This is a genomic window from Mycolicibacterium baixiangningiae (assembly GCF_016313185.1).
Classification (GTDB): Bacteria; Actinomycetota; Actinomycetes; order Mycobacteriales; family Mycobacteriaceae; genus Mycobacterium; species Mycobacterium baixiangningiae.
Window position 1 is genome coordinate 3,602,649 of record NZ_CP066218.1, and the last position, 24,862, is coordinate 3,627,510.

General features: G+C 69.7%; 22 protein-coding genes. 9 read left to right on the forward strand and 13 right to left on the reverse strand.

What is annotated here, in order from left to right; translation table 11 throughout:
* The first annotated feature begins 61 nt into the window (after positions 1-61).
* Positions 62-757: an iron-dependent transcriptional repressor DtxR gene (locus tag I7X18_RS16915; protein WP_193043218.1), complete on the forward strand. Its 696-nt coding sequence runs from the start codon at positions 62-64 to the stop codon at positions 755-757.
* On the opposite strand, the gene I7X18_RS16920 is transcribed toward I7X18_RS16915, so the two are convergent.
* Positions 754-1,800 (reverse strand): DUF4192 domain-containing protein, encoded by a 1,047-nt coding sequence (locus tag I7X18_RS16920; protein ID WP_193043219.1) that lies wholly within the window; start codon positions 1,798-1,800, stop codon positions 754-756. The two genes, I7X18_RS16915 and I7X18_RS16920, sit on opposite strands and share 4 nt — an antisense overlap.
* 96 nt (positions 1,801-1,896) lie before the next feature.
* Entirely contained in the window at positions 1,897-2,577 is a 681-nt protein-coding gene (locus tag I7X18_RS16925; protein WP_226862580.1) for a hypothetical protein, read from the reverse strand.
* A 130-nt stretch (positions 2,578-2,707) separates the two neighbouring features.
* Here I7X18_RS16925 and sthA point away from each other — a divergent pair, with 130 nt between their 5' ends.
* The 4 genes from sthA to I7X18_RS16945 all read left to right on the forward strand — a co-directional run bounded on the left by sthA (position 2,708) and on the right by I7X18_RS16945 (position 7,153).
* Positions 2,708-4,114, forward strand: coding sequence for a Si-specific NAD(P)(+) transhydrogenase (gene sthA / locus I7X18_RS16930; RefSeq protein WP_193043958.1), 1,407 nt, complete (start codon positions 2,708-2,710; stop codon positions 4,112-4,114).
* A gap of 199 nt (positions 4,115-4,313) precedes the next feature.
* Positions 4,314-5,357 carry a proteasome assembly chaperone family protein gene (locus I7X18_RS16935; RefSeq protein WP_193043221.1) on the forward strand — a complete coding sequence of 348 codons (1,044 nt, stop codon included), beginning with the start codon at positions 4,314-4,316 and terminating at the stop codon, positions 5,355-5,357.
* Positions 5,358-5,408: 51 nt separating this feature from the next.
* On the forward strand, positions 5,409-6,431 hold the full coding sequence (locus I7X18_RS16940; RefSeq protein WP_193043222.1) for an alpha/beta fold hydrolase: 1,023 nt from the start codon (positions 5,409-5,411) through the stop codon (positions 6,429-6,431).
* 35 nt (positions 6,432-6,466) lie between these two features.
* Positions 6,467-7,153, forward strand: a complete 687-nt coding sequence (locus I7X18_RS16945) for a PhzF family protein (RefSeq protein WP_193043223.1) — start codon at positions 6,467-6,469, stop codon at positions 7,151-7,153.
* Positions 7,154-7,160: 7 nt separating this feature from the next.
* Here I7X18_RS16945 and nrdR read toward each other — a convergent pair whose 3' ends face one another.
* Both nrdR and I7X18_RS16955 read right to left on the reverse strand, forming a co-directional pair.
* Positions 7,161-7,625 carry a transcriptional regulator NrdR gene (gene nrdR, locus I7X18_RS16950; RefSeq protein ID WP_193043224.1) on the reverse strand — a complete coding sequence of 155 codons (465 nt, stop codon included), beginning with the start codon at positions 7,623-7,625 and terminating at the stop codon, positions 7,161-7,163.
* 161 nt (positions 7,626-7,786) lie between these two features.
* Complete coding sequence (locus I7X18_RS16955) at positions 7,787-8,233, reverse strand: LysM peptidoglycan-binding domain-containing protein (protein ID WP_193043225.1); 447 nt, start codon at positions 8,231-8,233, stop codon at positions 7,787-7,789.
* Between the two features lie 246 nt (positions 8,234-8,479).
* Here I7X18_RS16955 and lexA point away from each other — a divergent pair, with 246 nt between their 5' ends.
* Entirely contained in the window at positions 8,480-9,175 is a 696-nt protein-coding gene (gene lexA / locus I7X18_RS16960; protein ID WP_193043226.1) for a transcriptional repressor LexA, read from the forward strand.
* Between the two features lie 7 nt (positions 9,176-9,182).
* On the opposite strand, the gene I7X18_RS16965 is transcribed toward lexA, so the two are convergent.
* Positions 9,183-11,270: an LGFP repeat-containing protein gene (locus tag I7X18_RS16965; RefSeq protein ID WP_193043227.1), complete on the reverse strand. Its 2,088-nt coding sequence runs from the start codon at positions 11,268-11,270 to the stop codon at positions 9,183-9,185.
* Between the two features lie 234 nt (positions 11,271-11,504).
* On the opposite strand from I7X18_RS16965, the gene I7X18_RS16970 reads away from it, so the two are divergent.
* A complete protein-coding gene (locus I7X18_RS16970; protein ID WP_193043228.1) occupies positions 11,505-13,793 on the forward strand; it encodes a molybdopterin-dependent oxidoreductase in 2,289 nt (762 codons plus the stop codon).
* Positions 13,794-13,847: 54 nt separating this feature from the next.
* Here the strand turns inward: I7X18_RS16970 and I7X18_RS16975 are convergent, their stop codons facing one another.
* The 6 genes from I7X18_RS16975 to I7X18_RS17000 all read right to left on the reverse strand — a co-directional run bounded on the left by I7X18_RS16975 (position 13,848) and on the right by I7X18_RS17000 (position 20,260).
* Positions 13,848-15,188: a DEAD/DEAH box helicase gene (locus I7X18_RS16975; protein ID WP_193043229.1), complete on the reverse strand. Its 1,341-nt coding sequence runs from the start codon at positions 15,186-15,188 to the stop codon at positions 13,848-13,850.
* A 220-nt stretch (positions 15,189-15,408) separates the two neighbouring features.
* Positions 15,409-16,824, reverse strand: coding sequence for a GTPase HflX (hflX, locus tag I7X18_RS16980; RefSeq protein WP_197373595.1), 1,416 nt, complete (start codon positions 16,822-16,824; stop codon positions 15,409-15,411).
* Between the two features lie 45 nt (positions 16,825-16,869).
* On the reverse strand, positions 16,870-17,751 hold the full coding sequence (dapF, locus tag I7X18_RS16985; RefSeq protein WP_193043231.1) for a diaminopimelate epimerase: 882 nt from the start codon (positions 17,749-17,751) through the stop codon (positions 16,870-16,872).
* 4 nt (positions 17,752-17,755) lie between these two features.
* Positions 17,756-18,661, reverse strand: coding sequence for a tRNA (adenosine(37)-N6)-dimethylallyltransferase MiaA (miaA, locus tag I7X18_RS16990; RefSeq protein ID WP_193043232.1), 906 nt, complete (start codon positions 18,659-18,661; stop codon positions 17,756-17,758).
* Positions 18,658-19,359, reverse strand: coding sequence for a class III extradiol ring-cleavage dioxygenase family protein (locus tag I7X18_RS16995; RefSeq protein ID WP_193043233.1), 702 nt, complete (start codon positions 19,357-19,359; stop codon positions 18,658-18,660). The genes miaA and I7X18_RS16995 overlap by 4 nt, the downstream gene beginning before the upstream one ends.
* 22 nt (positions 19,360-19,381) lie before the next feature.
* Positions 19,382-20,260: a DMT family transporter gene (locus I7X18_RS17000; protein ID WP_193043234.1), complete on the reverse strand. Its 879-nt coding sequence runs from the start codon at positions 20,258-20,260 to the stop codon at positions 19,382-19,384.
* 205 nt (positions 20,261-20,465) lie between these two features.
* Here I7X18_RS17000 and I7X18_RS17005 point away from each other — a divergent pair, with 205 nt between their 5' ends.
* Positions 20,466-21,845 carry a DUF349 domain-containing protein gene (locus tag I7X18_RS17005; RefSeq protein WP_193043235.1) on the forward strand — a complete coding sequence of 460 codons (1,380 nt, stop codon included), beginning with the start codon at positions 20,466-20,468 and terminating at the stop codon, positions 21,843-21,845.
* On the opposite strand, the gene I7X18_RS17010 is transcribed toward I7X18_RS17005, so the two are convergent.
* Positions 21,842-22,468, reverse strand: a complete 627-nt coding sequence (locus I7X18_RS17010) for an Rv2732c family membrane protein (RefSeq protein WP_193043236.1) — start codon at positions 22,466-22,468, stop codon at positions 21,842-21,844. The two genes, I7X18_RS17005 and I7X18_RS17010, sit on opposite strands and share 4 nt — an antisense overlap.
* The gene (miaB, locus tag I7X18_RS17015) at positions 22,456-24,057 is read right to left on the reverse strand and encodes a tRNA (N6-isopentenyl adenosine(37)-C2)-methylthiotransferase MiaB (RefSeq protein WP_404822694.1); all 1,602 of its coding nucleotides are present in this window, start codon (positions 24,055-24,057) and stop codon (positions 22,456-22,458) included. Before miaB ends, I7X18_RS17010 begins: the two co-directional genes overlap by 13 nt.
* Before the next feature lie 65 nt (positions 24,058-24,122).
* On the opposite strand from miaB, the gene I7X18_RS17020 reads away from it, so the two are divergent.
* Positions 24,123-24,851 (forward strand): amino acid ABC transporter ATP-binding protein, encoded by a 729-nt coding sequence (locus I7X18_RS17020; protein WP_193043961.1) that lies wholly within the window; start codon positions 24,123-24,125, stop codon positions 24,849-24,851.
* The last annotated feature ends 11 nt before the right edge of the window (positions 24,852-24,862 follow it).

The following is a 24,862-nucleotide window of genomic DNA, read 5'->3' on the forward strand; positions in this document are numbered from 1 at the left end:
CCGCGGATGAAGCGGCTCAACCGGTAGACTCGACCACGACAGAGGTCTTGAGAGGCGCCGAATGAACGATCTGGTCGATACCACTGAGATGTACCTGCGCACCATTTACGACCTCGAGGAAGAGGGCGTGGTGCCGCTGCGTGCGCGCATCGCCGAGCGCCTCGACCAAAGCGGTCCGACGGTGAGCCAGACGGTGTCGCGCATGGAGCGCGACGGGCTGCTCCAGGTTGCCGGTGACCGGCATCTGGAGTTGACCGAAAAGGGTCGTGCGCTGGCCATTGCCGTCATGCGTAAGCACCGGCTCGCCGAGCGCCTGCTGGTCGACGTGATCGGCCTGCCGTGGGAGGAAGTACACGCCGAAGCCTGCCGCTGGGAGCACGTGATGAGCGAGGACGTCGAACGGCGTCTCGTCCAGGTGCTCGACAATCCGACCACCTCCCCCTTCGGCAACCCGATCCCCGGTCTGTCCGAACTCGGCCTCGACCGGTCGGAGTCGCGGACCGAAGCGGTCAACCTCGTGCGGCTCACCGAACTGCCGGCCGGCATGCCCGTCGCGGTCGTGGTCCGCCAGCTGACCGAACACGTGCAGGGCGACGCCGACCTCATCGCCCGGCTCAAGGATGCCGGTGTCGTGCCCAACGCACGCGTCACCGTCGAGTCCGCCCACCACGGCGGCGTGAACATCGTCATCCCGGGCCACGAACAGGTCGAGTTGCCGCACCACATGGCCCACGCGGTCAAGGTCGAGAAGGTCTAACCCGCGCGTCGCCGTATCTGCCGGCGCCGCGGCAACCGCACACCCAACTGCTCGGCCAGCCGGTAACCGGTGACGGCCAGTTCCCGGATCTGCTCCGGACGCATCCCCGACTGCAGCGCCTGATCCAGCATGCTCGCCATCCGGTGGACCGGATCGATGCGCAGGGCGGCGTCCAGCGACACCCCGGCCAGCGGACCATCTCCACGCGCGTAGGCGGAGTACGCCAGCAGCACCAGCGCCTCCGTGCGCCACGGCGCGGGCAGGATGCGGGCCAGCGACACCCACAGCGCCTCGGCCCGGTCGGCGTCCTCCCCCACTGCGAGCGCGAACAGCGTGTCGCGCACGCGTACGTCCCGCAGGGCGCAGCCCACCCGCACCGCGACCTCGTCGGCCAGCTGCCCCCCGTCGGCGACATGCGCTGCCGCGGCCCGCGCCTCGCCGATCGCCGCGCAGGCCTCGGCGTCCGACATCGGCGAGCAGCGCTGGGCGGTCGCCGCGACCGCGTCCGCCAACGCCGCACTGCGCAGCGGGTCGGCCGCGATCACCGCCTGGAGTTCGGCACGGCCGGTGTAGAGCCGGCGCCCGTCGAGTACCGCGGCCACCGCCAGCGGCGACGCCGAGGGATCCTCGATCACACCGCCACGGCCGCACCCGTCCGCGCAGTGCCAGCGCCCGCCCGCCGCGACACGGTCGACGACGTGGGCGCCGAGCAGGTCGATGCCCCAGGAGGCCAGTTCCTCCATCAGCAGTTCGGCGAGCTCGCGGTAGTCGTCGTTGCAGGGGTGGCAGCCCGCACCGTGTTCGTCGACGACCACGGCGACCGCGCCCTCGGGTTGCGCGGCAGCGGCCACTTCGGCGAGGTGGGCGACCTGCTCGGACATGTCCTCGGACAGATCGATCCGCAGGACACATCCGAGATCGCCACGGTCCATGGTGAGCAGTACCAGGGACATCTCGGGCACGAAGCCCAGGACGGCGGGCACGGCAGCGATCAGCGAGCCCGGGCGGTCGAGTTCGAATCCGGAGTAATGCGATGTCGTCATGCCTCGAACAGTGGCCGCACACCCCGTCAGCCCGACCGCTGTTACGCCTCCGCAGACCTCATCTGGGGATGAATTCCCCGCTGGGGAGACCGCCTGTCACCGCGCGCCACGGCGCACACTGCTCAGCGCGTCGGTGAACAGGACGTCGAGCGCCGAGGTGTCCGGAGCCGAGCCGCCGTCGTTGTTGAGCCACGCGGCGGTCAGCCGCACATCGTCGATCTGGGCGCTCAGGGTGAGCACCCGCACCGGCGGCTCGGTGGACCGGCGGATCGTGGCCTCGCTGGCCAGGGAGTCGTCGGCATCAACCGGCGGGGCGGGCAGCAGGACGGTCTCGACGCTGGTCATCACCTCGCCGGCCGTGGCGGTGACCGACGGGCAGCGGTCGAGCTGGGCGCGACGATCGGCCAGCGCCGTTCCGGTGCGGGTGAGGATCACGGTCAGCGCGGCACCGGTGTCGGAGTCGACCCCCTGTGCGGCGACCGCGTTGCGGGGTCCCGTGCCCACCGGCGACGGTGCGCATCCGGCCGGGCCGACCACAGCGCCCGGCGGGACCCCGTCGACACCGGCGACGGCCTCACCGGTCGCCTGCGGATCGAGCACCGCCGCGCGGTACGGCGCGGGGAACCGGGACGGTTCGACCAGCACGTCGGCCAGCTCCACGGGCATCCCGCTGTCCACCGCCGCCGTCCCGTCGGTCGTGCGCACACAGCCGCACAGCAACGCGCACGCAAGCATCACGGCACCTGGTGCGACACCTCGCACGAGCACGCCGTTCATCGCGGTCATCGTCTCACCGGGGCGCCATCGCGACGCTCAGGCGCGCGGTGCTGGAGTGTTCACGAACTGTTGACGCGGGCCGGCATGCGGGAACGCCCGTTGCGGCGTAGACCTTGTTGCCATGGGTTCCATGCAGGAATACGACCTCGTCGTGATCGGATCGGGGCCGGGCGGGCAGAAGGCGGCGATTGCCGCGGCCAAGCTCGGCAAGTCGGTCGCGGTGATCGAACGGGGCCGGATGCTCGGCGGCGTGTGCGTCAACACCGGCACGATTCCATCGAAAACTTTGCGCGAAGCGGTGGTCTACCTGACCGGCCTGAGCCAGCGGGAACTGTACGGATCCAGCTACCGCGTCAAGGACAAGATCACGCCCGCCGACCTGCTGGCGCGCACCCAGCACGTGATCGGCAAGGAGATCGACGTGGTGCGCTCGCAGCTGATGCGCAACCGCATCGAGCTCTACACCGGGCACGCGCGCTTCGTCGACGAGCACACGCTGCTGGTGGATGATCCCAACCGCGCCGAGCGCATCACCGTCAGCGGCCGCTACGTCGTGATCGCGACCGGCACCAAACCGGCCCGTCCCGCCGGCATCGAGTTCGACGAGGACCGGGTGCTGGACTCAGACGGGATCCTGGACCTGAAGATCATCCCGTCGTCGATGGTGGTGGTGGGTGCCGGGGTGATCGGCATCGAGTACGCGTCGATGTTCGCCGCCCTGGGCACGAAGGTGACCGTGGTCGAGAAGCGCGACGCGATGCTCGACTTCTGCGATCCCGAGGTCGTCGAGGCGCTGCGGTTCCATCTGCGCGACCTGGCCGTCACGTTCCGCTTCGGCGAGGAGGTCACCGCTGTGGACGTCGGCTCGGCAGGCACGGTCACCACGCTGGCCAGCGGCAAGCAGATCCCCGCCGAGACCGTCATGTACTCGGCGGGCCGGCAGGGCCAGACCGATCACCTCGACCTGGAGAACGCCGGTCTGGAGGCCGACAACCGCGGCCGGATCTTCGTCGACGACAACTACCGCACCAAGGTCGACCACATCTACGCCGTCGGCGACGTGATCGGGTTCCCGGCGCTGGCCGCGACGTCGATGGATCAGGGCCGGCTCGCGGCCTACCACGCGTTCGGCGAACCGGCCAAGGGGATGACCGAGATCCAGCCGATCGGCATCTACTCCATTCCGGAGGTGTCCTACGTCGGAGCGACGGAGGTCGAACTGACCAAGGCCTCCGTGCCCTACGAGGTGGGGGTGTCGCGATACCGCGAACTGGCCCGGGGGCAGATCGCCGGCGACTCCTACGGCATGCTCAAGCTGCTGGTGTCCACCGAGGATCTGCGTTTGCTCGGCGTACACATCTTCGGGACCAACGCCACCGAGATGGTGCACATCGGACAGGCCGTGATGGGATGCGGCGGCACGGTCGAGTACCTCGTCGACGCCGTCTTCAACTACCCGACCTTTTCGGAGGCCTACAAGGTCGCCGCGCTCGACGTGATGAACAAGCTTCGGGCGCTGAGCCAGTTCCGCTCCTGAAGGTTCGGTTCGCCCCGGCGCCGACGGGGCATGCTGCGTGGAATGCCACGTGGAATGCCGCGTGGAATGCGGCGCCACCCGGGTCGTGTTGACCCGGGGTGCGGTACCCGTGACGGCGGGCATCTCGAAATGCGCGACACTTATGGCCACGGCGCGACGTTGAAGAGGCGTTGACACCGCGGCGAGGAGGCGAACCGACATGGCAGCACCAGAGCACCCGAGCACCCCCGAGCACCCGGACATCCCGCTCCCCGACACCCCCGAACAGCTGTATCAGCCCGAGCAGACCGGGATGTACGAGCTGGAGTTCCCCGCTCCGCAGCTGTCGGCGGCGGACGGCCGCGGGCCGGTGATGATCCATGCACTGGAAGGCTTCTCGGACGCGGGCCATGTCGTCCGGCTGGCGACCGCGCATCTCAAGAACAGCCTCGACACCGAACTGGTCGCGTCGTTCGCCATCGACGAACTCCTCGACTACCGGTCGCGACGGCCGCTGATGACGTTCAAGACCGACCACTTCTCGGCCTACGAGGAGCCCGAGCTCAACCTGTACGCCATGCACGACACCGTCGGGACGCCGTTCCTGCTGCTGGCGGGCATGGAGCCGGATCTGCGCTGGGAGCGGTTCATCACCGCGGTGCGGCTGCTGGCCGAGCGCCTCGGTGTCCGCCAGACCATCGGGCTCGGCTCCATTCCGATGGCGGTGCCCCACACCCGGCCGGTCACGATGACCGCGCACTCCAACAACAAAGAGCTGATCGCCGAGCACACCCCGTGGGTGGGCGAGGTGCAGGTGCCGGCGAGCGTGTCCAATCTGCTGGAGTTCCGGATGGCCCAGCACGGCCACGAGGTGGTCGGCTACACCGCGTACGTGCCGCACTATCTGTCCCAGACGGCCTATCCCCCGGCGGCCGAAGCGCTGCTCGCGGAGGTCGCCAAGACCGCCGCACTGCAGATCCCGCTGGCCGCGCTCGGCGAGGCCGGTGCCGAGGTGTACACCAAGATCAACGAACAGGTCGAGGGCAGCGTCGAAGTTGCTCAGGTGGTGACCGCACTGGAGCGCCAGTACGATGCGTTCGTCGCCGCTCAGGAGAACCGGTCGCTGCTCGCGCACGACGAAGACCTCCCCAGCGGTGACGAACTCGGCGCCGAATTCGAACGGTTCCTCGCTCAGCAGGCGAGCGAGAAGGACAAAGAGGACAGGTACCGGGACGGTTTCTCCGACGGCGAGGACCGTAGCTGACAGACCGCACGCCGCCGGCAGACCCCGGCCCGAGAGGACGAGGTTGGCGACATGACAGAGCGGACGCCCAACCTGCGCCCGGTGCGGGATGTGACGCCGACGCTGCACTACCGCACCATCCACGGCTACCGGCGGGCCTTCCGCATCGCCGGTGAGGGTCCGGCGATCCTGTTGATCCACGGCATCGGCGACAACTCCACAACGTGGAGCACCGTCCAGACCACACTCGCCCAGCGGTTCACCGTCATCGCACCCGACCTGCTCGGACACGGTAAGTCGGACAAACCCCGCGCCGACTACTCGGTCGCCGCCTACGCGAACGGGATGCGCGACCTGCTCAGCGTGCTCGACATCGACCGGGTGACTGTGGTCGGCCACTCCCTGGGCGGTGGGGTCGCCATGCAATTCGCCTACCAGTTCCCCCAATTCGTCGACCGGCTCATCCTCGTCGGCGCCGGTGGTGTCACCAAGGACGTCAACATCGCGTTGCGCGCCGCCTCGCTGCCGATGGGCACCGAGGCCCTCGCGCTGCTGCGGCTGCCGATGGTGTTGCCTGCGCTGCAGGTCGCCGGCCGCGTCGCGGGCACCATGCTGGGCACCACCAAGATGGGGCGCGACCTCGCCGAGATGATGCGCATCCTCGCCGATCTGCCCGAACCGACCGCGTCGTCGGCGTTCGCGCGGACCCTGCGCGCGGTGGTCGACTGGCGCGGCCAGGTGGTGACGATGCTGGACCGCTGTTACCTCACCGAATCCGTGCCGGTGCAGCTGATCTGGGGCAGCCACGATTCGGTGATCCCGGTGAGTCACGGCCGGCTGGCGCACGCCGCCATGCCCGGATCGCGGCTGGAGGTCTTCGAGGGCGCCGGGCACTTCCCCTTCCATGACGATCCGGACCAGTTCGTCGAGACCGTGCAGCGGTTCATCGATTCCACCGAACCCGCGACGCACGATCAGGAACTCCTGCGCCAGTTGCTGCGCACCGGACTGAGCGAATCGGCGATCACCGGATCCGTCGACACCCGCGTCGCGGTACTCGACGCGATGGGCAGCGACGAGCGCAGCGCGACCTGACCGCCGACGGCCGCCGAGCACGTAGCATCGGCGCCATGGCCATCGACGTCGAGGTGCTGCGCGTGTTCACCGACTCCGACGGGAATTTCGGCAACCCGCTGGGCGTCGTGGACGCCGCCACAGTCGATTCGGGCGACCGGCAGCGTATCGCCAACGAATTAGGTTACAGCGAAACGATTTTCGTCGACATACCGCGGAGCGGCGCGACGACCGCGCACATCAGGATCTACACGCCCGCCACCGAGCTACCGTTCGCCGGTCATCCCACGGTCGGCGCGGCGTGGTGGCTGCGCGAGAACGGACTTCCGGTGCGCACGCTGCAGGTTCCGGCGGGAATCGTGCAAGTCGGCTACGAGGGGGATGTGACCGTCGTGAGTGCGCGCTCCGACTGGGCGCCGGAGTTCGCGATCCACGATCTGGACTCCATCGAGGCGTTGGCCGCCGCCGATCCGGCCGACTATCCCGACGACACCCAGCACTATCTGTGGACCTGGACCGATCGCGAGGCCGGACACATCAGGGCCCGCATGTTCGCCGCCCATCTCGGGGTGCCCGAGGACGAGGCGACCGGCGCCGCCGCTGTGCGCATCACCGATTACCTGAGCCGTGACCTGACGATTGTGCAGGGCAAGGGGTCGGTGATCCACACGGTCTGGAGCCCCGAGGGTTGGGTGCGAATCGCCGGCCGCGTGGTCAGCGACGGCCGGCACCGCCACGGCTGAACCGCGGTCAGCCCGACGTCGTGACGTCGCGGTGTGCCCGCAGCGCTTCGATCTCGCGCTCGAAATCGGCTGCGGATTCGAAGGATCGATACACCGAGGCGAACCGGAGATACGCCACCTCGTCGAGGTCGCGTAATGGTCCGAGGATCGCCAGCCCGACCTCGTGACTGGGCACCTCGGGGGAACCCGTGGCACGCACCGCGTCCTCGACCTGCTGGGCGAGCAGGTTGAGGGCATCGGCGTCGACCTGGCGGCCCTGACAGGCCCGGCGCACGCCCTTGATGACCTTCTCGCGGCTGAACGGCTCCGTGACACCGCTGCGCTTGACCACTGCCAGCACGGCCGTCTCCACCGTGGTGAACCGTCGGCCGCACTCCGGGCAGGACCTGCGGCGTCGAATCGCCTGGCCTTCGTCGGTCTCCCGGGAATCGACGACACGGGAATCGGGATGGCGACAGAACGGACAGTGCATCACCGCTCCTTCGCCAGACCGTCGGGTACGCCCTTCGAACCTCTCCGAGCCTACCCGGGCGGCTGTGCCACCGCCGACGGCCGGGGCCCACGCCCAGCCCACACTCGGCGAGAGGAGCAGCACCGGTGCACCGCACCACGATTCACTGCCCACGATGCACGTCAGCCAACCGGGGCGATCAGCGTCTGGCCCGCGTCCAGCGCCGCGGAGTCCAGCCGGTTGAGCTCCCGGATCCGCTCGACGACCGCGCTCACCGGGGCGTCGGGAGCGACCCGCTGTGCCACCTGATGCAAACTCTCACCGGTCTGTACCTGCACCACCGCCAGTTCGGCGGGCACCGACTCCTGCTGTCCCGCCAGACCACCCAGGTTCGCCACCAGACCCAGCCAGACCGTGATGCCGCCGGCCAGCAGGGCCAGCAGCACCGTCGTGGCGGGTGTGATGGGCCGGCGCCGGTGCGAGGCGCGTGACATCAGCACTCCGTTGCCCCGGTGCCGAAGGGGCGCCCCGGAGGGCCGCCCGGCCCGCGGCCGCCGGGCATCAGACGTCCGGCGGACGCCGCCGGCAGCCGGATTCTGCTGGGTCTCCCTCACGTCGAGGATCGTCATGTGCGTGCCCTTTCTTCAGGTGGCGTTCGCCTGTGTGTTCGAAATATAGTCGATCAGGTGTTCGATGGATAGAACGTGTGATCGAACTGTTGCAGACGGTAAATGAGGGGTCCGACAAGTCGATTTCGACGAGTTCCTCCGACGAGTTCCCCGACAAGTCCCCGGACGACCACCTGCCCGTCCCGACCGCGACACGCCTCGAACACATGTTTGATCATCGGGCGGGAGGCGACTACATTCGGCCCCATGAGCGACGACAGCAGCGACACCCGGGTAGGCGGCGGGCGCCGGAGCACAGACGCCGGCCTGACCGAACGACAACGCACCATCCTCGAGGTCATCCGGTCCTCGGTGACCAGTCGCGGATACCCCCCGAGCATCCGGGAGATCGGCGATGCCGTCGGCCTGACGTCGACCTCGTCGGTCGCCCACCAGCTGCGCACCCTGGAGCGCAAGGGCTACCTGCGGCGTGACCCGAACCGGCCGCGTGCCGTCGACGTCCGGCTGTCCGACGAGCCGGCGACGCCCGTGGTCACCACCGACGTGGCGGGCAGCGACGCGCTACCCGAACCGACGTACGTGCCAGTGCTCGGGCGCATCGCGGCCGGCGGGCCGATCCTGGCGGAGGAAGCGGTCGAGGACGTGTTCCCCCTGCCGCGTGAGCTCGTCGGCGAGGGCTCGCTGTTCCTGCTCAAGGTCGTGGGTGACTCGATGGTCGACGCGGCGATCTGCGACGGCGACTGGGTCGTCGTGCGTCAGCAGAACGTCGCCGACAACGGCGACATCGTCGCGGCCATGATCGACGGCGAAGCCACGGTCAAGACCTTCAAGCGCACCCGCGGTCAGGTGTGGCTGATGCCGCACAACCCGGCGTTCGAACCCATTCCCGGCAACGACGCCGCCGTGCTGGGCAAGGTCGTCACCGTCATCCGCAAGATCTGACGCCCGCTCAGTCGCCGCGTACGAACCCGTTGGTCCGCGCGAATTCCTCACTGGCGAAGTAGATCTCGGCGACCACTTCGTCATAGCCACGGCTGCCGGGCGCCCAATACAGACCCGTCCGGGTGTCCGCCTTCACCGGGTAGCCGGCCGGCGCCGCACCCGAGTCGTCGACGGGCAGATGAATCGCGGTGCGGCCGGGGGTCGGCTCGTCGATCTCGATGGCCGCGTGCCGACCGCTGGGCGCGTCGTCGATGAAGACCCCCCCGACGAACGCCTCCGATGCGGGAGGCTCCGGTTCGAACGCGTCCGGTTCGAACGCGTCCGGTGCCAACGGTTCCGACAGCGCGGGCGCCGGCAACGAGGGCTCTTCCAGCGTCGACTGCGGATGCGGGTCATCCTCACCGTGCGGACTCTCGATGCGCGTCGGAGCGGTGTCGACCGAGTCGGGATCGTCCTGTCCGCCGAAGAGATCGTCGGCGCCCGCCGCCGAGCGCTGCTCCTCCGAGGCCGATTCGTCGGCCGATTCGTCCCGCAGGTCCCAGGGGCTGCCGGTCACCGGGGGGTCCGGCGGCGAATCGTGGAAGCCGACGGAGGTCACCGGCTCACCGTAGTTGTCGGGATAACGACGATGCTCATCTTCGGCGCCGCCCGGATCGGGCCGGTCCGTCTGCTGGTACAGCGCCCGGTCGAAGACATCCTCGTCGTCGCGGAAGCGGTCGTCCCCGCGCCCACGACGTCGCCTCCACAGCGCCGCACCCGCCAGCAGCCCGACGATGAGCAGCACCGGGATCAGGGCCAGCAGCCACCACCAGTTCCACTGCCAGCTGAGCCACTCGCCGCTGTCGTCGTCGGCCGAGGCCTGCGGATCTGCGGGCGCCTTCGGCACCTCTTCCCCGGGGACCTCGAGACCGGCGAGCTGAACGGCCAGATTCGCGGGCTCGGTGGTGAAGCGGCCGGTGGACCGGTCGTAGGACAGCACGCCGTCGCTGAATCGCTGGGTGACGACGTCACCGTTCTCGGTCTGATCGGCCACGGGTGCGCCGAGCGGGCCATTGGCGCCGTCGAGCTTGGACCACCCGGCATTCATCGCGCCGCGGACGATGACGGCACCGTAGTCCGGAGTCCAGAAGATGACCGGCTGGTCCTCCGCCGCGAAGGTGCTGATCCGGCTGTTGGACCCCAGTCCGCCGTCGGCTTCGCTGTTGGTCGGAAAGCCCAGGTCGCCTTCCGGTCCGCCCACGCTCTCGTACTTCTCGAGGACCTGACCGGTGACGACGTTCGCGCCGGTCTGCGGGGTGTAGAAGATCTTGCCGCCGGCGTAGTTCTGGCCTGCCCCGTCATCGCCGATCGGGTATTGCGACCCGTCCTTGGCGCCCAGCGGCCCGAGCGCACCTCCCGCGGCGCGCCGGGCGGCCGCGATCACCGACGTCGGGTCCTCCGGGATGGTCACATCCTTGAGTTGGTCGACGAGCTCCGGCGGAACCGTCGTGAACGTCTTGTCCCTGCGGTTCCAGGACAGCTGCCCTCCGGTGAACTTCTGTGAGACCACGTCGCCGCGGTACACCTCGTCCTCCGCGGGGACGCCCAGCACTCCCGCCGACCCGCCGAGCCGGTCCCACGCCGCGTTGAGCGCACCGCGCACGACCCGCGCACCCGTCGCCGGGGTCCAGAAGATCACCGGCTTGTCGGCGGCGGAGAAGGTCGCGTTGCGGCTGTCCGGCCCGACCCGTCCCGGGCCTTCGTCGATGGTCGGAAAGCCCAGGTCACTGTCGGCCGGGCCGCCGAGCGACTCGTACTTCTCGAGGACGGCGCCCTGCATCCAGTGGGCGCCAGTGGCCGGGGTGAAGAACATCTTGCCCGCCGCGAAGTTCTGGCCGAATCCGTCGCCGGCGGGGTACACACCGCCTTCGCGCACGCCGAGCGGGCCGGTGGGACCGCCGCTGCCGTCATAGGCCGCTGTGATCGCGTCATTGGCCTCGGTGGCCGGATCGGCCGCCGCCACGGGCGCGAACAACAGACCCGCCGCCACCACCACCGCCAGACCGACCGTCACGCGCGCCAGCGCCGTGTGCAGCAGGGTTCGCCGCCCGCTCATCGAACCTCCCGTATTCGGCGCGAAAGTGTCTCGAAAGTATCGCGCCAGCCAATCTTGTGTCAGTCGACGTCTATTTCGCGGACACGACAGGCAATTCTGGGGAAAATACTCACAAATCGGCCACGAGGTGGACGCATATCCCCTGTTTCGAGGATGCGTCGCGGTATCGCGACGCGATCCGCTGCCCGCTTCGCGGACCGGAGTGTGACGTCGTGCGGCCCTAGACTTTCCGCCATGGCCCCCGTTCCGACCAGCCTCACCCACTGGGGAGGCTTCTCCGCCGAGGTCGTTTCCGGCGACATCGCCTCCGCCGCGCCGCTGCCAGGGGACCACGATCCCTCCCCATTGCTGGGCAATCTGCCCGGCTCGATCAGGCACCGCGCGCGCATCACGGGCCCCGCGATCCGGCGGGGCTGGCTCGACGACGGTCCCGGACCGAGCCGGCGGCGCGGGGCCGACGAATTCGTCGCCGTCTCGTGGGATGAGTTGACCGAGTTGCTCGCCGCGGAGCTCCGCCGGGTGGTCGACACTCACGGAAACGAGGCCATCTACGGAGGTTCGTACGGGTGGGCCAGCGCCGGCCGGTTCCACCACGCGCAGAGCCAGGTGCACCGATTCTTGAAACTGCTTGGCGGATACACGTTTTCGCGGCACTCCTACAGCCTCGGCGCGACGGGTGTGATCATGCCTCGCGTCGTGGGCACTCACGACGATCTGTTCAAGCGCTCCACGGACTGGGACGTCATCGTCTCCCACACCGACCTCCTGGTGTGCTTCGGCGGGTTGGCCCTGAAGAACACCGGCACCAATCACGGTGGGACTACGGCGCACCCGGCCCGCGATGCGCTGCGCCGGTTCCGTGACCGCGGTGGCCGTATCGTCTCGTTCTCCCCGTTGCGCGACGACGTCGACGGCGAGTGCGAATGGCACGCACCGGTTCCGGGGACCGATGTGGCGATCATGCTGGCACTGGCCTATGTGCTGGCCACCGAGGGCCTGGCGGACCGCGACTTCCTCGAGGCCTACTGCGTCGGTTACGACCGGTTCGAGCGCTACCTGCTCGGCGCCGACGACGGCGTCGCGAAGACCCCGCAGTGGGCATCGACGATCTGCGGCCTACCCGCCGCCGAGATCGCCGCACTGGCACGGCGGATGGCCGCCCGGCGCACCATCGTCACCGTCAGTTGGTCACTTCAGCGCGTCCGGCACGGCGAGCAGGCGCCGTGGATGGGGTTGACCCTGGCGGCGATGCTGGGGCAGATCGGCCTTCCCGGAGGTGGTTTCGGCCACGGGTACGGGTCGATGAACGAACCGGGTCTCCCCCCGCTGCGGTGCGGGCTACCCCGACTGCCGCAGGGCCTCAACCCGGTGGGCACGTTCATCCCCGTCGCCGCGGTCAGCGATATGCTGCTGCACCCCGGTGAGCCGTTCGACTTCAACGGGATGCGGCTGACCTACCCCGATATCCGCTGCGTGTACTGGGCGGGCGGCAACCCCTTCCACCACCACCAGAACATCCCCCGGTTGCGGCGGGCGCTCTCGCGGGTGGAGACCGTGGTGGTGCACGATCCGTACTGGACCGCGATGGCCAAACACGCCGACATCGTGGTGCCGTCCACGACCGCGTTCGAACGCGACGACTACTCGGGGTCGAAGAACGATCCGATGCTGATGGCCATGCCGAAACTCGTCGAACCGTATGCCGACAGCCGTGACGACTACACGACGTTCGCGGCTCTGGCCAAGAGACTTGGCTTCGGCGACCAGTTCACCGAGGGCCGTACCGCCTGGCAGTGGTTGGCGCACCTCTACGAGAAATGGTCCGCCGAACTGGATTTCACGGTGCCGGTGTTCGAGGAGTTCTGGCGCCACGGCAGCCTTCGGCTTCCCACCGAACCGGGTCTGACCCTGCTGGGCGATTTCCGCGCCGACCCGGTGACCCACCGGCTCGGGACCCCGAGCGGCCGGATCGAGATCTTCTCCCGTGACATCGCCGGTTTCGGCTACGCCGACTGCGCGGGGCATCCCGCGTGGTTCGAACCCACCGAATGGCTCGGCGGCGAGCGCGCCGCCACCTATCCGCTGCACCTGATCGCCAACCAGCCCACGACCCGGCTGCACGGCCAGCTCGACGGCGGCGCGACCAGTCAGGCCGCCAAAGTTGCTGGGCGGGAAGCGATCCGGATGCATCCGCGGGATGCCGCCGTGCGCGGTGTGGTCGACGGCGACGTGGTGCGCGTGTTCAACGACCGCGGCGCGTGCCTGGCCGGTGTGGTGGTCGACGACCGCGTCCGGCCCGATGTCGTGCACCTGCCGACGGGCGCCTGGTTCGATCCGGCGGACCCCGCGGACTACGACGCGATGTGCGTGCACGGCAATCCCAACGTGCTCACCGACGACGTGGGCACCTCGTCGCTGGCGCGCGGCAGCACCGGGGCACACGTGCTGGTGGCTGTGGAGAAGTTCACCGGCCCGTTGCCGCCGGTGCGGGCACACCAACCGCCGGTGATCCGGCAGCGCTGAACGCAAACGGTTGAGCACCGCCCCGAATGGGACGGTGCTCAACCTGTGGTGTGTCTAGCGTGCGGCTTGCGGCCGCCGGCGCGGGCCACGCGAGCGGGATGCGGCGTCGCCGCCCTGAGCCCGCCCCTGTCGCTCGCCGTGGCCCTGCGGTGCGGGGCGCCGGCGACGGGGCCGGTCACCACCAGCGACGCGGGGCTGCTCGACGGTCTGCGGTGCGGGCGCCTTGAACGGCGCAACCTCACCGACCAGCGCGGTCACCGACTCCGACGTCGCGGCGACCTGCTGGGGGGCGACGTTGATGCCGGCGCGGCGCAGCAGCGCAGCGGTGTCCCTGCGCTCCTCCGGCAGCACGACGGTCACCACGTCACCGGCACTGCCGGCGCGTGCGGTGCGACCCGACCGGTGCAGGTAGGCCTTGTGCTCGACCGGCGGGTCCACGTGCACGACGAGTTCGACCTCGTCGACGTGCACACCACGGGCGGCGATGTCGGTCGCCACCAGCACCCTGGCGCTGCCTGAGGAGAACGCGGCGAGGTTGCGCTCGCGGGCGTTCTGCGAGAGATTGCCGTGCAGATCGACCGAGGGCACACCGTTCTCGGTGAGCTGACGGGCCAGCTTGCGGGCCTGATGCTTGGTGCGCATGAACAGGATCCGGCGCCCGGTGCCCGCAGCCAGGGTGTGCACCAGCGCCTTCTTCTCCGACGCACCGGCCACGTGGAAGACGTGGTGGGTCATCGCAGGCGGCGGTGCGTTGGCCTCGTCGACTGAGTGGGTGACGGGCTCACGCAGGAACCGGTTGACCAGCTTGTCGACGCCGTTGTCGAGCGTCGCCGAGAACAGCAGGCGCTGGCCGCCGGCGGGGGTGGCCGCCAGGATCCGGGTGACGCCGGGCAGGAACCCGAGGTCGGCCATGTGATCGGCTTCGTCGAGCACGGTGATCTCGACCCCGTCCAGATGGATGATCCGCTGGCGCATCAGGTCTTCCAGCCGTCCCGGGCAGGCGACGACGATGTCGACCCCGGCCCGCAACGCGGCGGCCTGCGGATTCTGCGAAACGCCACCGAAGATGGTGGCGACCTTCAAATCGTATGCGGCGGCGAGAGGTTCGAGCACCGCGGTGATCTGGCTGGCGAGCTCACGTGTCGGCGCGAGAACCAGGCCCGAGGGCCGCGACGAGCGGCGCTTGGAGTCGGCAAGCCGGCTCACCAGGGGCAGGGAGAACGCCAGCGTCTTACCGCTGCCGGTCTTTCCGCGGCCGAGCACGTCACGGCCGGCCAGGCTGTCGGGCAGTGTCGCGGCCTGGATCGGGAACGGGCTGTCGATGCCGCGGTTCTCCAGAACACGTCGCAACGGGCCACGTACACCGAGGTCGGCGAATGAGGGTGCAGTCGTCATGCAGATGATGCCTTTCAGGGCAGTATCAGTGTGCCGCGGCCGCAACGCGACGAGTGGCACACCGCCGGGGCGGTGTGTGGGCACACAGGTGGGCGAGATTGCCGGTCAGCAATATCGATCGCCGCGAGAAGAGCTTGAGCCGGACGCGATGGTAAGCGTTCCACGACGAGCCGTGGTCATCGATGACGATGGGTACGGCCTTCTCGATCAGTCTAGCGCATCAGTACGTCGCGAACTCGCGCAGGCCCGCCGCGAGCGCGACGGGCACCCGCGCCTTGATCCGCGTTCCGTCCGTGGTGTGTTCGGTGGCGTCGATGCGCCCCTCGCTGTGCACGCGTGCCACGAGATCGCCGCGGTCGTAAGGGATGGTGACGTCGACGGTGGTGTCGGTGGACTCCACCAGTTCCGACATCCGGGCCGAAAGCCGGTCGAGGCCTTGGCCGGTGCGCGCCGAGACGAAAACCGCATCGGGCAGGGCGCCGCGCAGGTGCGCCAGCGCCACCCCGTCGGCGGCGTCGATCTTGTTGACCACCAACAATTCCGGGGCGGGCTTGCCCTTCTGGTCGGCGATCACCTCGTTGATCACCTGACGGACCGCGCTGATCTGGGCCAGCGGGTTGGCATCCGAACCGTCGACGACGTGCACGAGCAGGTCGGCGTCGCCGACCTCCTCGAGTGTCGAGCGGAACGCCTCGACCAACTGTGTGGGCAGGTGACGCACGAACCCGACGGTGTCAGTCAGCACGAAGGGCCGCCCGTCGTCGAATTCGCCGCGGCGCGTTGTGGGTTCGAGTGTGGCGAACAACGCGTTCTCGACCAGCACACCCGCGCCGGTGAGCGCATTGAGCAGGCTCGACTTCCCGGCGTTGGTGTAGCCGACGATCGCCACCGACGGAACCTCGGTGCGCCGCCGCCCACTGCGCTGAGTGTCGCGGATCTTCTTCATGTCCTTGATCTCGCGGCGCAGCTTGCTCATCCGCTCGCGGATGCGGCGGCGGTCGGTTTCGATCTTCGTCTCGCCGGGACCACGCGTGCCGACACCGCCACCGGCCCCGCCGGCACGGCCGCCCGCCTGTCGCGACATCGATTCACCCCAGCCTCGCAGCCGGGGCAGCATGTACTCCATCTGCGCCAGGGACACCTGGGCTTTGCCCTCGCGGCTGGTGGCGTGCTGGGCGAAGATGTCGAGGATCAGTGCGGTCCGGTCGATGACCTTGACTTTGACGATCTTCTCCAGGGCATTCAGCTGAGCGGGGCTCAATTCACCGTCGCAGATCACCGTGTCGGCGCCGGTGGCGAGCACGATCTCGCGCAGTTCGGCCGCCTTGCCGGAGCCGATGTAGGTCGAGGCGTCGGGCTTGTCGCGGCGCTGGACGACGCCTTCGAGCACCTCGGAGCCCGCGGTCTCGGCCAGGGCGGCGAGTTCGGCGAGGCCGGCTTCCGCGTCGGCCGCGCTGCCGTCGGTCCACACGCCCACCAGCACGACTCGTTCGAGGCGGAGTTGGCGGTACTCGACTTCGGTGACGTCGGCGAGTTCGGTGGACAACCCGGCGACACGGCGCAGGGCGGTGCGGTCGTCGAGCGCGAGTTCGCCCGCGCTGGGAGTGTCGTGTGAAGGGAATTCTGGATACGTCATGAGCGAACCAAGGTTCGCACGGAGATCACTTTTCATGCACCTCGATTAACGCTGATGAGACTGCCACCATTCCCCCGCGAGTTCTCCGCTGGCGACGAGTTCCGACGGGCCCCGCAGGAAACTGCTGGTCTCGGTGACCGTGACCGTGACCACGCCACCGGGGATCCGGACGTCGAGCGTGCCCGCCGCCACTCCGTCATGGGCGAGTGCCGCAACGGCGGCTGCCACTGTTCCCGTCCCGCACGAGCGCGTTTCACCGACACCCCGTTCATGTACCCGCATCGACACCGCGCCATCCCGCGCAGCCGTGAGCACTTCCACATTGACTCCGTCGGGGAACTGTTCGGTGTCGAACCGGACGGGCGCGGCCACGTCGAGCGCCGTTAGCTCCGCCTCGGTCAGCGTTGCATCGACGCAGGCCAGGTGGGGGTTGCCGACGTCGACGCCGAGTCCGGTGAACGTTCGGCCGCCGACGACCGCCGACCCGGCGCCGAGCTGGTTGACCTTGCCCATCTCGACCGTCACGTCGGCCCGGGAGCGGTGTGCCGGGTCGAAACCGTGCAGGACGACCGGGCGCGGCCCGGCCAGCGAGCCCACCACGAACTCGTCGCGGGACTCCAGACCGGCCGCGCGCAGGTAGTGCGCGAACACCCGCACACCGTTACCGCACATCTGGGCGATCGATCCGTCGGCGTTGCGGTAGTCCATGTACCAGTCGCGGGCCTCGACGCCCTCGGGCAGCCGCTCGAACACCCCGGCCGCCTGGGCCGCGCCGGCGGTGGTGATCCTCAGCACACCGTCGGCGCCGAGTCCGCGGCGACGGTCGCACAGCGCGGAGACTGCGGCCGGCGTCAGCGCCACCTGCGCATCGAGGTCGGGCAGCAGGACGAAATCGTTCTGCGTCCCGTGTCCCTTGGCGAACTGCACCAGGTCAGGATACGGCGCGCCAGGTGCGCAGCGTGTGATCGACGTTGTCCGGCGACGCGCCGTCCAGCCAGCGCACGCGGTGGTCGCGGCGGAACCAGGACCGCTGCCTGCGCACGTAGCGGCGGGTGCCGATGAACGTGGGTTCCCGCGCTGCCGACCCGTCGCCGCCGGCGTCCAGGTCGGCGAGCACCTGGGCATACCCCAGCGCCCGCGATGCGGTCACCCCTTCACGCAGGCCCTGGGGCAGCAGGCCCTGCACCTCCGCGACCAGCCCCTCGGCGAACATCGTGTCGGTTCGTGCCGCCAACCGCTCATCGAGAATCGCCGTCTCCCAGTCCAATCCGATGATCGAGGTGTCCCAGCGCGGCGCGCCGATCGTGGGCGCCGACGCCGCGAAGGGCCGGCCGGTCAACTCCACCACCTCCATCGCGCGCACGATGCGACGGCCGTCGGTCGGCAGGATGGACGCCGCCGCGTCCGGGTCCACCACGGCCAGTTCGCCGTGCAGTGCCGCCACCCCGACCTCGGCCAGGCGCCGCTCCCATCTGCCCCGCACGGCGGGATCGGTGGCGGGAAACGCCCAGTCGTCGAGCAGCGCCTGGACGTACATCATCGACCCGCCGACGATGATCGGCACCGCGCCGCGGGCGGCGATGGACTCGACGTCGCGGGCGGCGTCGGCCTGGTAGTGCGCGACGGACGCGGTCTCGGTGACGTCGAGCACGTCGAGCTGGTGATGCGGCACGCCACGGCGCTGTGCGTGCGGCAGCTTCGCGGTGCCGATGTCCATTCCGCGGTAGAGCTGCATGGCGTCGGCGTTGACGATCTCGCCGCCCACCCGTTCGGCCACCTCCAGGGCCAGCGCCGACTTCCCCGTCCCGGTCGGCCCGATGATCGCCAGCGGTCTCATGGCGTCCAGCGACCGGCGAAATAGCCGACGCCGTACGGCGCGCCGCGGTAGTACTCCTGGGCGCCGGCGGGTGCGGGTTCGGTCAGCCCGGCCAGCACCTGATAGGCGACCCGCCCGACGACCGAACGCGGCAGCCGGCCGAGCGCGGCGGCGGCACCGGTGGCCAGCGCATCGTCGAGAGCCGCCTGGACGGGGACGGATTCGGGGTCGTAGCCGCCCGGCGCCGGCGGGGTCAGGGTGTGGCAGCCGTCGGCGACCACGAGTACGCCGATGTCGCCGTCGGCCTCGTCGATCAGGGCGCGCAGCCGCCTGCCGTGGGCCAGCGCAGTATCGGGGTCGTGTTCGGCGGAGAACACGCGCACCTCGGCCGCGGCGTGTGCGGCGAACCTTCCGCGCACCCACCCGGCGGCCAGCGCGCACAGCGGCATCTCGACGGGGTCGCCCGCGCCGTCCGGCGACAGGTCGTCGGGTGAGAGCGCCACCCGCACGTCGACGCCGTAGCCGGCGAACGTGCCCACCCGCGGTGGGGTGAGCATCTCGTCGGACGGGCCGACGCCGACCGCGACCCACCGATCCGGCAGTCCGTGCACACAGCGCGCCACCGCCGCACGCAGATCCGCCAGCTCGTCAGCCGCGCCGCCGGCCAGTTCGGGCACCATCACCGGCGCGGACGGTACGAGGGCGATCGCGGTGAGCACGCCACCAAACTAGTGGCCGGCACTAATGCGCGAGAGAGGCCCGGGCTTCGGCGCCGGCCGCTTCACCACGGGCCAGCGCGGCGGTGGCCAGCACCATCACCGCGGCCGCGACGATCAGCGTCATCCAGCCGGCCTCACCGGGGCGCATCGTCTCGCCGAGCACAAAGACACCGAGTGCCGAGCCGACCACCGGTTCAGCCACCGTCATCGTCGGCAGCGACGCGGTCAGCGCACCGGACCGGAACGACGCCTGCTGCCACGCCGTGCCCGCGATGGCGACCACCGCGAGTGCGTAGAGCTCCGGCATCTGCAGCACCGCCCACAGCCCGTCGCCGAGCCGGTCCACGACCCCCTTGGTGAGGACGGCGAACACCCCCCACAGGGCACCCGACACGAGCGCCAGCAGCACCGCACTGGTCGTACCCGAGGCGATCCGTGCGCCGACGACGCCCACCACCAGGAGTGGGACCAGCACCGCGATCACCACCGTCCACGTCTCCCAGGACGCCCGTGCATGTCCTGCGGTCGGATTGCCCACGGTGACGATCACGGCGACCGCACCGGCCAGCAGGGCGGCCCACAGCCACTCCCAGTGCGTCACCCGGCGCCCGGTCAGGCGGGCGTTGATCGGCAGCGCGAAAAGCAGCGACGTCACGAGCAGGGCCTGCACCAGCAGCACCGAGCCCAACCCGAGCGCCGCGGCCTGCAGACCGAAGCCCGCCGCGGCGACGATGCTGCCCAGCCACCACTGCCGGTCGCGCAACAGCCGGACGAACAGCTCGAGGTGGCCGACCGCTTCGTCGGTGACCTCGTGCGCGGAACGTTGGTGGATGACGTCGCCGATCGCGATGAAGAAGGCCGCGCCCAGCGCCAGCAGCGCGGCGATATCCGCCCTGGCCATGGCATCTCCTCGTCGTCGTAGCGGACACGAGCGTGCCCGCACGGCATGCGCTCCGCAAACCGGAGCACCGAACGTGTGCGCACACCCCCGGCGGACCTGTTTCAATAGCTTCGACAGCCAGGCAGACCGATCCATGCCGATAGCAAGGGCGCCGCGTTGCGCGGCAGTGCGCGGTCCACCGCGCGGAGGGTGCGAGGAACAGAACATGACGACCAGCGAGCCGGGTGCTACCTCCGAGGTCAACGACGAGATGACACCGAGTCCGGTGCCGGGGCCGGCGCCCCGACCGGGGCCCTCGCCCCGACCGGGACCACCGCGCCCGGTCCCCCGCCCCGGGCGCCCGACGCCTGCCCCCGCGTTGGCGGTACCGCCCGCCAGCGACCCCCACCGGTTCGGGCGGGTCGATCCCGACGGCACCGTCTGGCTGATCACCGCATCCGGTGAGCGTGTCATCGGGTCGTGGCAGGCCGGTGAGCCCGAGGCTGCCTACACCCACTACGGGCGCCGCTTCGACGACCTGCAGACCGAGGTGGTGCTGCTCGAACAGCGGCTGCTCACCCATGTCGGCGACGCCCGCAAGATCAAGGCCGCCGCCGCCACGCTGGCCGAGACCCTGCCGGACGCGCATGTGCTCGGTGACGTGGACTCGCTGGCGGCGCGACTCGCCGCGATCGCCGAACACGCGAACGAGGAGGCCCAGGCCGAACGCGCCCGCCGTGACGAGCAGCGCGCCGCGCAGTTGGCCCGCAAGGAAGCGCTGGCCGTCGAGGCCGAGGACCTCGCCTCGAACTCCACGCAGTGGAAGGCCGCGGGCGATCGGCTCCGCGAGATCCTCGACGAGTGGCGCACGATCACCGGACTGGACCGCAAGACCGACGACGCGCTGTGGAAGCGCTACTCGGCGGCACGGGAGACCTTCAATCGGCGCCGCGGCTCGCACTTCGCCGACCTGGACCGGGGCCGCGCGGGCGCGCGCCAGGCCAAGGAGGCGCTGTGCGAACGTGCCGAGGCGCTCTCCGGGTCCACCGACTGGGGTGGGACCAGCGCGGTGTTCCGTGACCTGCTGGCGGAGTGGAAGGCCGCCGGCCGGGCGGCCAAGGACGTGGACGACGCCCTGTGGCAGCGGTTCAAGGCCGCCCAGGATGCGTTCTTCTCGGCCCGCAACGCGGCGACCGCCGAACGCGACAGCGAATTCAAGGCCAATGCCGCTGCCAAGGAGGCGCTGCTGGCCCAGGCTGAACGCCTCGACGTCTCCAACGCCGAGGCGGCCCGTGGCGCGTTCCGTGCGATCGGTGACAAGTGGGACGCGATCGGCAAGGTGCCCCGGGAGCGGGCCCCCGAATTCGAGCGGCGACTGCGCGCGGTGGAGAAGAGGGTCCGTGACGCGGCGTCGTCGAACTCAATCGATCCCGGAGCGCAGGCCCGCGCCGATCAGTTCCGGGTGCGTGCCGAGCAGTTCGAGCGCCAGGCGGAGAAGGCCGCGGCCGCGGGCCGGACCAAGGACGCCGAGCAGGCACGTGCGAGCGCCGAACAATGGCGGCAGTGGGCCGACGCGGCCGCCCAAGCGGTGGGTAAGCGGCGCTAAGCGCCGGCGGTCCCGTCTCCGCGCCGGTCGTCGCGCCGGTTGTCTTCGTTGTCGAAGGAGTCCAGCAGACCCTTCTGGTGGGTCTCCGCGGCGCGGCGGCGACGCTCCTCCTCGGCGGCCAACTGCACCGCGGTGCGCGTCCACACCAGCCGCGCCCAGTGGAACGTGAGCACGATCACCGCGAGCCAGCCGATCACCAGTCCGACGCCGGGCCCCGGATACGGTTCGGCGGCGGTCTGCCGCGACCACACGGCGAGCATCCCGATCGCGCTGGCCACTGCCGATCCCGCCAACGCCACCCAGGCGACGGCCCACCGGCGGGTGAGCAGCGCCAGGATCGAGAACCCGACGGAGAACACGATCGCCAGCACGGCAAACACCCGCGACGGCAGCGACACGCCTTCGCGGCCCGCGGCGTCGGTGGCCACCAGCACGTCGAAACCCCTGGCACCGCCGGTGTGCGGCAGCACGAACGACAGCAGCACGACGAACACCAGGATGGCGACCACCAAAGCGCGTGCGCCGGGGTCGAATTCGCGTGCCACCCGCCGCTCGACGTCTTCGATGTCGCCCCGGTAGGAGTCGAAACCCTCCGGTCCGCCCGAGGTGCTCACAGCGCACATCCGCTCGTCGCGGGGACCGGTGCGGGCACCCCGACACCCGGCATGCCCAGGCCCACCCCGGTACGGGGCCGGCGTCCCTGCGCGTGAGCGTCACCGGCAGGGGTGCGGCGGTGACTGTGCAGGGTGGCGTCGGCGATCAGATGGTGCGGTGCCGCGCCGGTCACCGTGGTGGTGACGACGTCGCCGGGCCGGATGTCGGCGCCGGCGGGGGCGAAGTGCACGAGCCGGCCGTCGCGCGCGCGACCGGACATCCGCGCCGTGGCCGCATCCTTTCGACCCTCACCCGTGGCCACCAGCAGTTCGACCGTGCGTCCCACCTGGGCCAGGTTCTCGTCCAGCGAAATCTTCTCCTGCAACTCGATGAGGCGTTGATAACGTTCGCTGACAACGGCTTTGGGAAGCTGTCCGGGCATGTCGGCCGCCGGTGTGCCAGGCCTCTTGGAGTACTGGAACGTGAAGGCGCTCGCGAACCGCGAGGCGGCCACCACGTCGAGCGTGGCCTGGAAGTCCTCTTCCGTCTCGCCGGGGAAGCCGACGATCAGGTCGGTGGTGATCGCCGCGTCGGGGATCGCCGCGCGTACCCGGTCGATGATCGACAGGTACTTCTCGGCGCGGTAGGACCGGCGCATGGCCCGAAGGATCCGGTCGGAGCCGGACTGCAGCGGCATGTGCAGGGTCGGGCACACATTCGCCGTATCCGCCATCGCCTCGATCACGTCGTCGGTGAACTCCGCGGGATGCGGCGAGGTGAACCGCACCCGCTCCAGCCCGTCGATACGTCCGCACGCGCGCAGCAGCTTCGCGAATGCGCCACGGTCCCGGCGCGATTCGGACCACATCGTCGGGTCCTCGCGCAAGCGCTCGTCCGTGGCGAACGACACGCCGTAGGCATTGACGTTCTGGCCCAGCAGCGTGACCTCGAGCACACCCTGATCGACCAGGGTCTGGATCTCGCCGAGGATGTCGCCGGGACGACGGTCGACCTCTTTACCGCGCAGCGCGGGGACGATGCAGAACGTGCAGGTGTTGTTGCAGCCCACCGAGATCGACACCCACCCCGCATACGCGGATTCGCGCGCGGCGGGAAGTGTCGACGGGAACTCCTGAAGAGCTTCGGCGATCTCCACCTGAGCGACGCGGTTGTGGCGAGCGCGTTCCAGCAGGGTCGGCAGCGCACCGATGTTGTGCGTGCCGAACACCACGTCCACCCAGGGCGCCTTGCGCAGCACCGCGTCCCGGTCCTTCTGGGCCAGGCAACCGCCGACGGCGATCTGCATCTGCGGTTCGGACTGTTTGCGCGGCGCGAGGTGGGACAGGTTGCCGTAGAGCTTGTTGTCGGCGTTCTCGCGCACCGCACACGTGTTGAAGACCACCACGTCGGCGTCGGAGCCGTCGGCTGCGCGCCGGTAACCAGCGGCTTCCAGGAGGCCGGCCAGCCGCTCGGAGTCGTGCACGTTCATCTGACAGCCGTAGGTGCGAACCTGGTAGGTGCGCGCCACCGGCGGCAGCGCACCGGCCGCCTGCTGCGTCACCGTCGAAGTCACGGCCCCATGGTACGGGGGCGCCGGATTGATCACTTCCGGGCACATCAGGCATTACCTGGGTAAGGTCAGCACCCATGGAAACGGCCGGACACGCCAGTCAGGCGGTCCCGATGATCTCGATGCAGGAGGTCAACAAGCACTTCGGCGACCTGCACGTGCTCAAGGACATCAACCTGACGGTCCACCGCGGTCAGGTCGTGGTGGTGCTCGGCCCGTCGGGTTCGGGCAAATCCACGCTGTGCCGCACCATCAACCGACTCGAGACCATCGACTCGGGCACCATCGCGATCGACGGCGACGCGCTGCCCGCCGAAGGCCGCAAACTCGCCCAACTGCGCTCCGACGTCGGCATGGTGTTCCAGTCGTTCAACCTGTTCGCGCACAAGACGATTCTCGACAACATCACCCTCGCGCCGATGAAGGTGCGCGGACTGGGTAAGGATGCAGCGCGCGAGGCCGCGATGACACTGCTGGAGCGCGTCGGGGTGGCCAATCAGGCCGACAAGTACCCCGCCCAGTTGTCCGGCGGTCAGCAGCAGCGCGTCGCGATCGCCCGCTCGCTGGCGATGAACCCCAAGGTCATGCTCTTCGACGAGCCCACCAGCGCGCTCGACCCCGAAATGATCAACGAGGTGCTGGCGGTGATGGCATCGCTGGCGGGTGACGGGATGACCATGCTCGTGGTGACGCACGAGATGGGATTCGCCCGGCGCGCCTCGGACCGCGTGGTGTTCATGTCCGACGGCGCCATCGTCGAGGACGCCGAACCCGCGCAGTTCTTCGACAATCCGCAGACCGACCGCGCCAAGGATTTCCTCGGCAAGATTCTCCATCACTAACGCTCGGCGAA

Excerpts from the sequence above, each read along its gene's own strand:
- miaB (WP_404822694.1), bottom strand. The coding sequence starts at position 24,057 with ATGTGCCCGGAAGTGATCAATCCGGCGCCCCCGTACCATGGGGCCGTG.
- lexA (WP_193043226.1), top strand. The coding sequence starts at position 8,480 with ATGAGCGACGACAGCAGCGACACCCGGGTAGGCGGCGGGCGCCGGAGC.
- I7X18_RS16965 (WP_193043227.1), bottom strand. The coding sequence starts at position 11,270 with ATGAGCGGGCGGCGAACCCTGCTGCACACGGCGCTGGCGCGCGTGACG.
- I7X18_RS16945 (WP_193043223.1), top strand. The coding sequence starts at position 6,467 with ATGGCCATCGACGTCGAGGTGCTGCGCGTGTTCACCGACTCCGACGGG.
- I7X18_RS16920 (WP_193043219.1), bottom strand. The coding sequence starts at position 1,800 with ATGACGACATCGCATTACTCCGGATTCGAACTCGACCGCCCGGGCTCG.
- hflX (WP_197373595.1), bottom strand. The coding sequence starts at position 16,824 with ATGACGTATCCAGAATTCCCTTCACACGACACTCCCAGCGCGGGCGAA.
- miaA (WP_193043232.1), bottom strand. The coding sequence starts at position 18,661 with ATGAGACCGCTGGCGATCATCGGGCCGACCGGGACGGGGAAGTCGGCG.
- I7X18_RS16970 (WP_193043228.1), top strand. The coding sequence starts at position 11,505 with ATGGCCCCCGTTCCGACCAGCCTCACCCACTGGGGAGGCTTCTCCGCC.
- I7X18_RS16975 (WP_193043229.1), bottom strand. The coding sequence starts at position 15,188 with ATGACGACTGCACCCTCATTCGCCGACCTCGGTGTACGTGGCCCGTTG.
- sthA (WP_193043958.1), top strand. The coding sequence starts at position 2,708 with ATGCAGGAATACGACCTCGTCGTGATCGGATCGGGGCCGGGCGGGCAG.
- I7X18_RS16915 (WP_193043218.1), top strand. The coding sequence starts at position 62 with ATGAACGATCTGGTCGATACCACTGAGATGTACCTGCGCACCATTTAC.
- I7X18_RS16940 (WP_193043222.1), top strand. The coding sequence starts at position 5,409 with ATGACAGAGCGGACGCCCAACCTGCGCCCGGTGCGGGATGTGACGCCG.
- I7X18_RS16935 (WP_193043221.1), top strand. The coding sequence starts at position 4,314 with ATGGCAGCACCAGAGCACCCGAGCACCCCCGAGCACCCGGACATCCCG.
- nrdR (WP_193043224.1), bottom strand. The coding sequence starts at position 7,625 with ATGCACTGTCCGTTCTGTCGCCATCCCGATTCCCGTGTCGTCGATTCC.
- I7X18_RS17005 (WP_193043235.1), top strand. The coding sequence starts at position 20,466 with ATGACGACCAGCGAGCCGGGTGCTACCTCCGAGGTCAACGACGAGATG.
- I7X18_RS17020 (WP_193043961.1), top strand. The coding sequence starts at position 24,123 with ATGATCTCGATGCAGGAGGTCAACAAGCACTTCGGCGACCTGCACGTG.
- I7X18_RS17000 (WP_193043234.1), bottom strand. The coding sequence starts at position 20,260 with ATGGCCAGGGCGGATATCGCCGCGCTGCTGGCGCTGGGCGCGGCCTTC.
- I7X18_RS16955 (WP_193043225.1), bottom strand. The coding sequence starts at position 8,233 with ATGACGATCCTCGACGTGAGGGAGACCCAGCAGAATCCGGCTGCCGGC.
- I7X18_RS16925 (WP_226862580.1), bottom strand. The coding sequence starts at position 2,577 with ATGAACGGCGTGCTCGTGCGAGGTGTCGCACCAGGTGCCGTGATGCTT.
- I7X18_RS17010 (WP_193043236.1), bottom strand. The coding sequence starts at position 22,468 with ATGTGCGCTGTGAGCACCTCGGGCGGACCGGAGGGTTTCGACTCCTAC.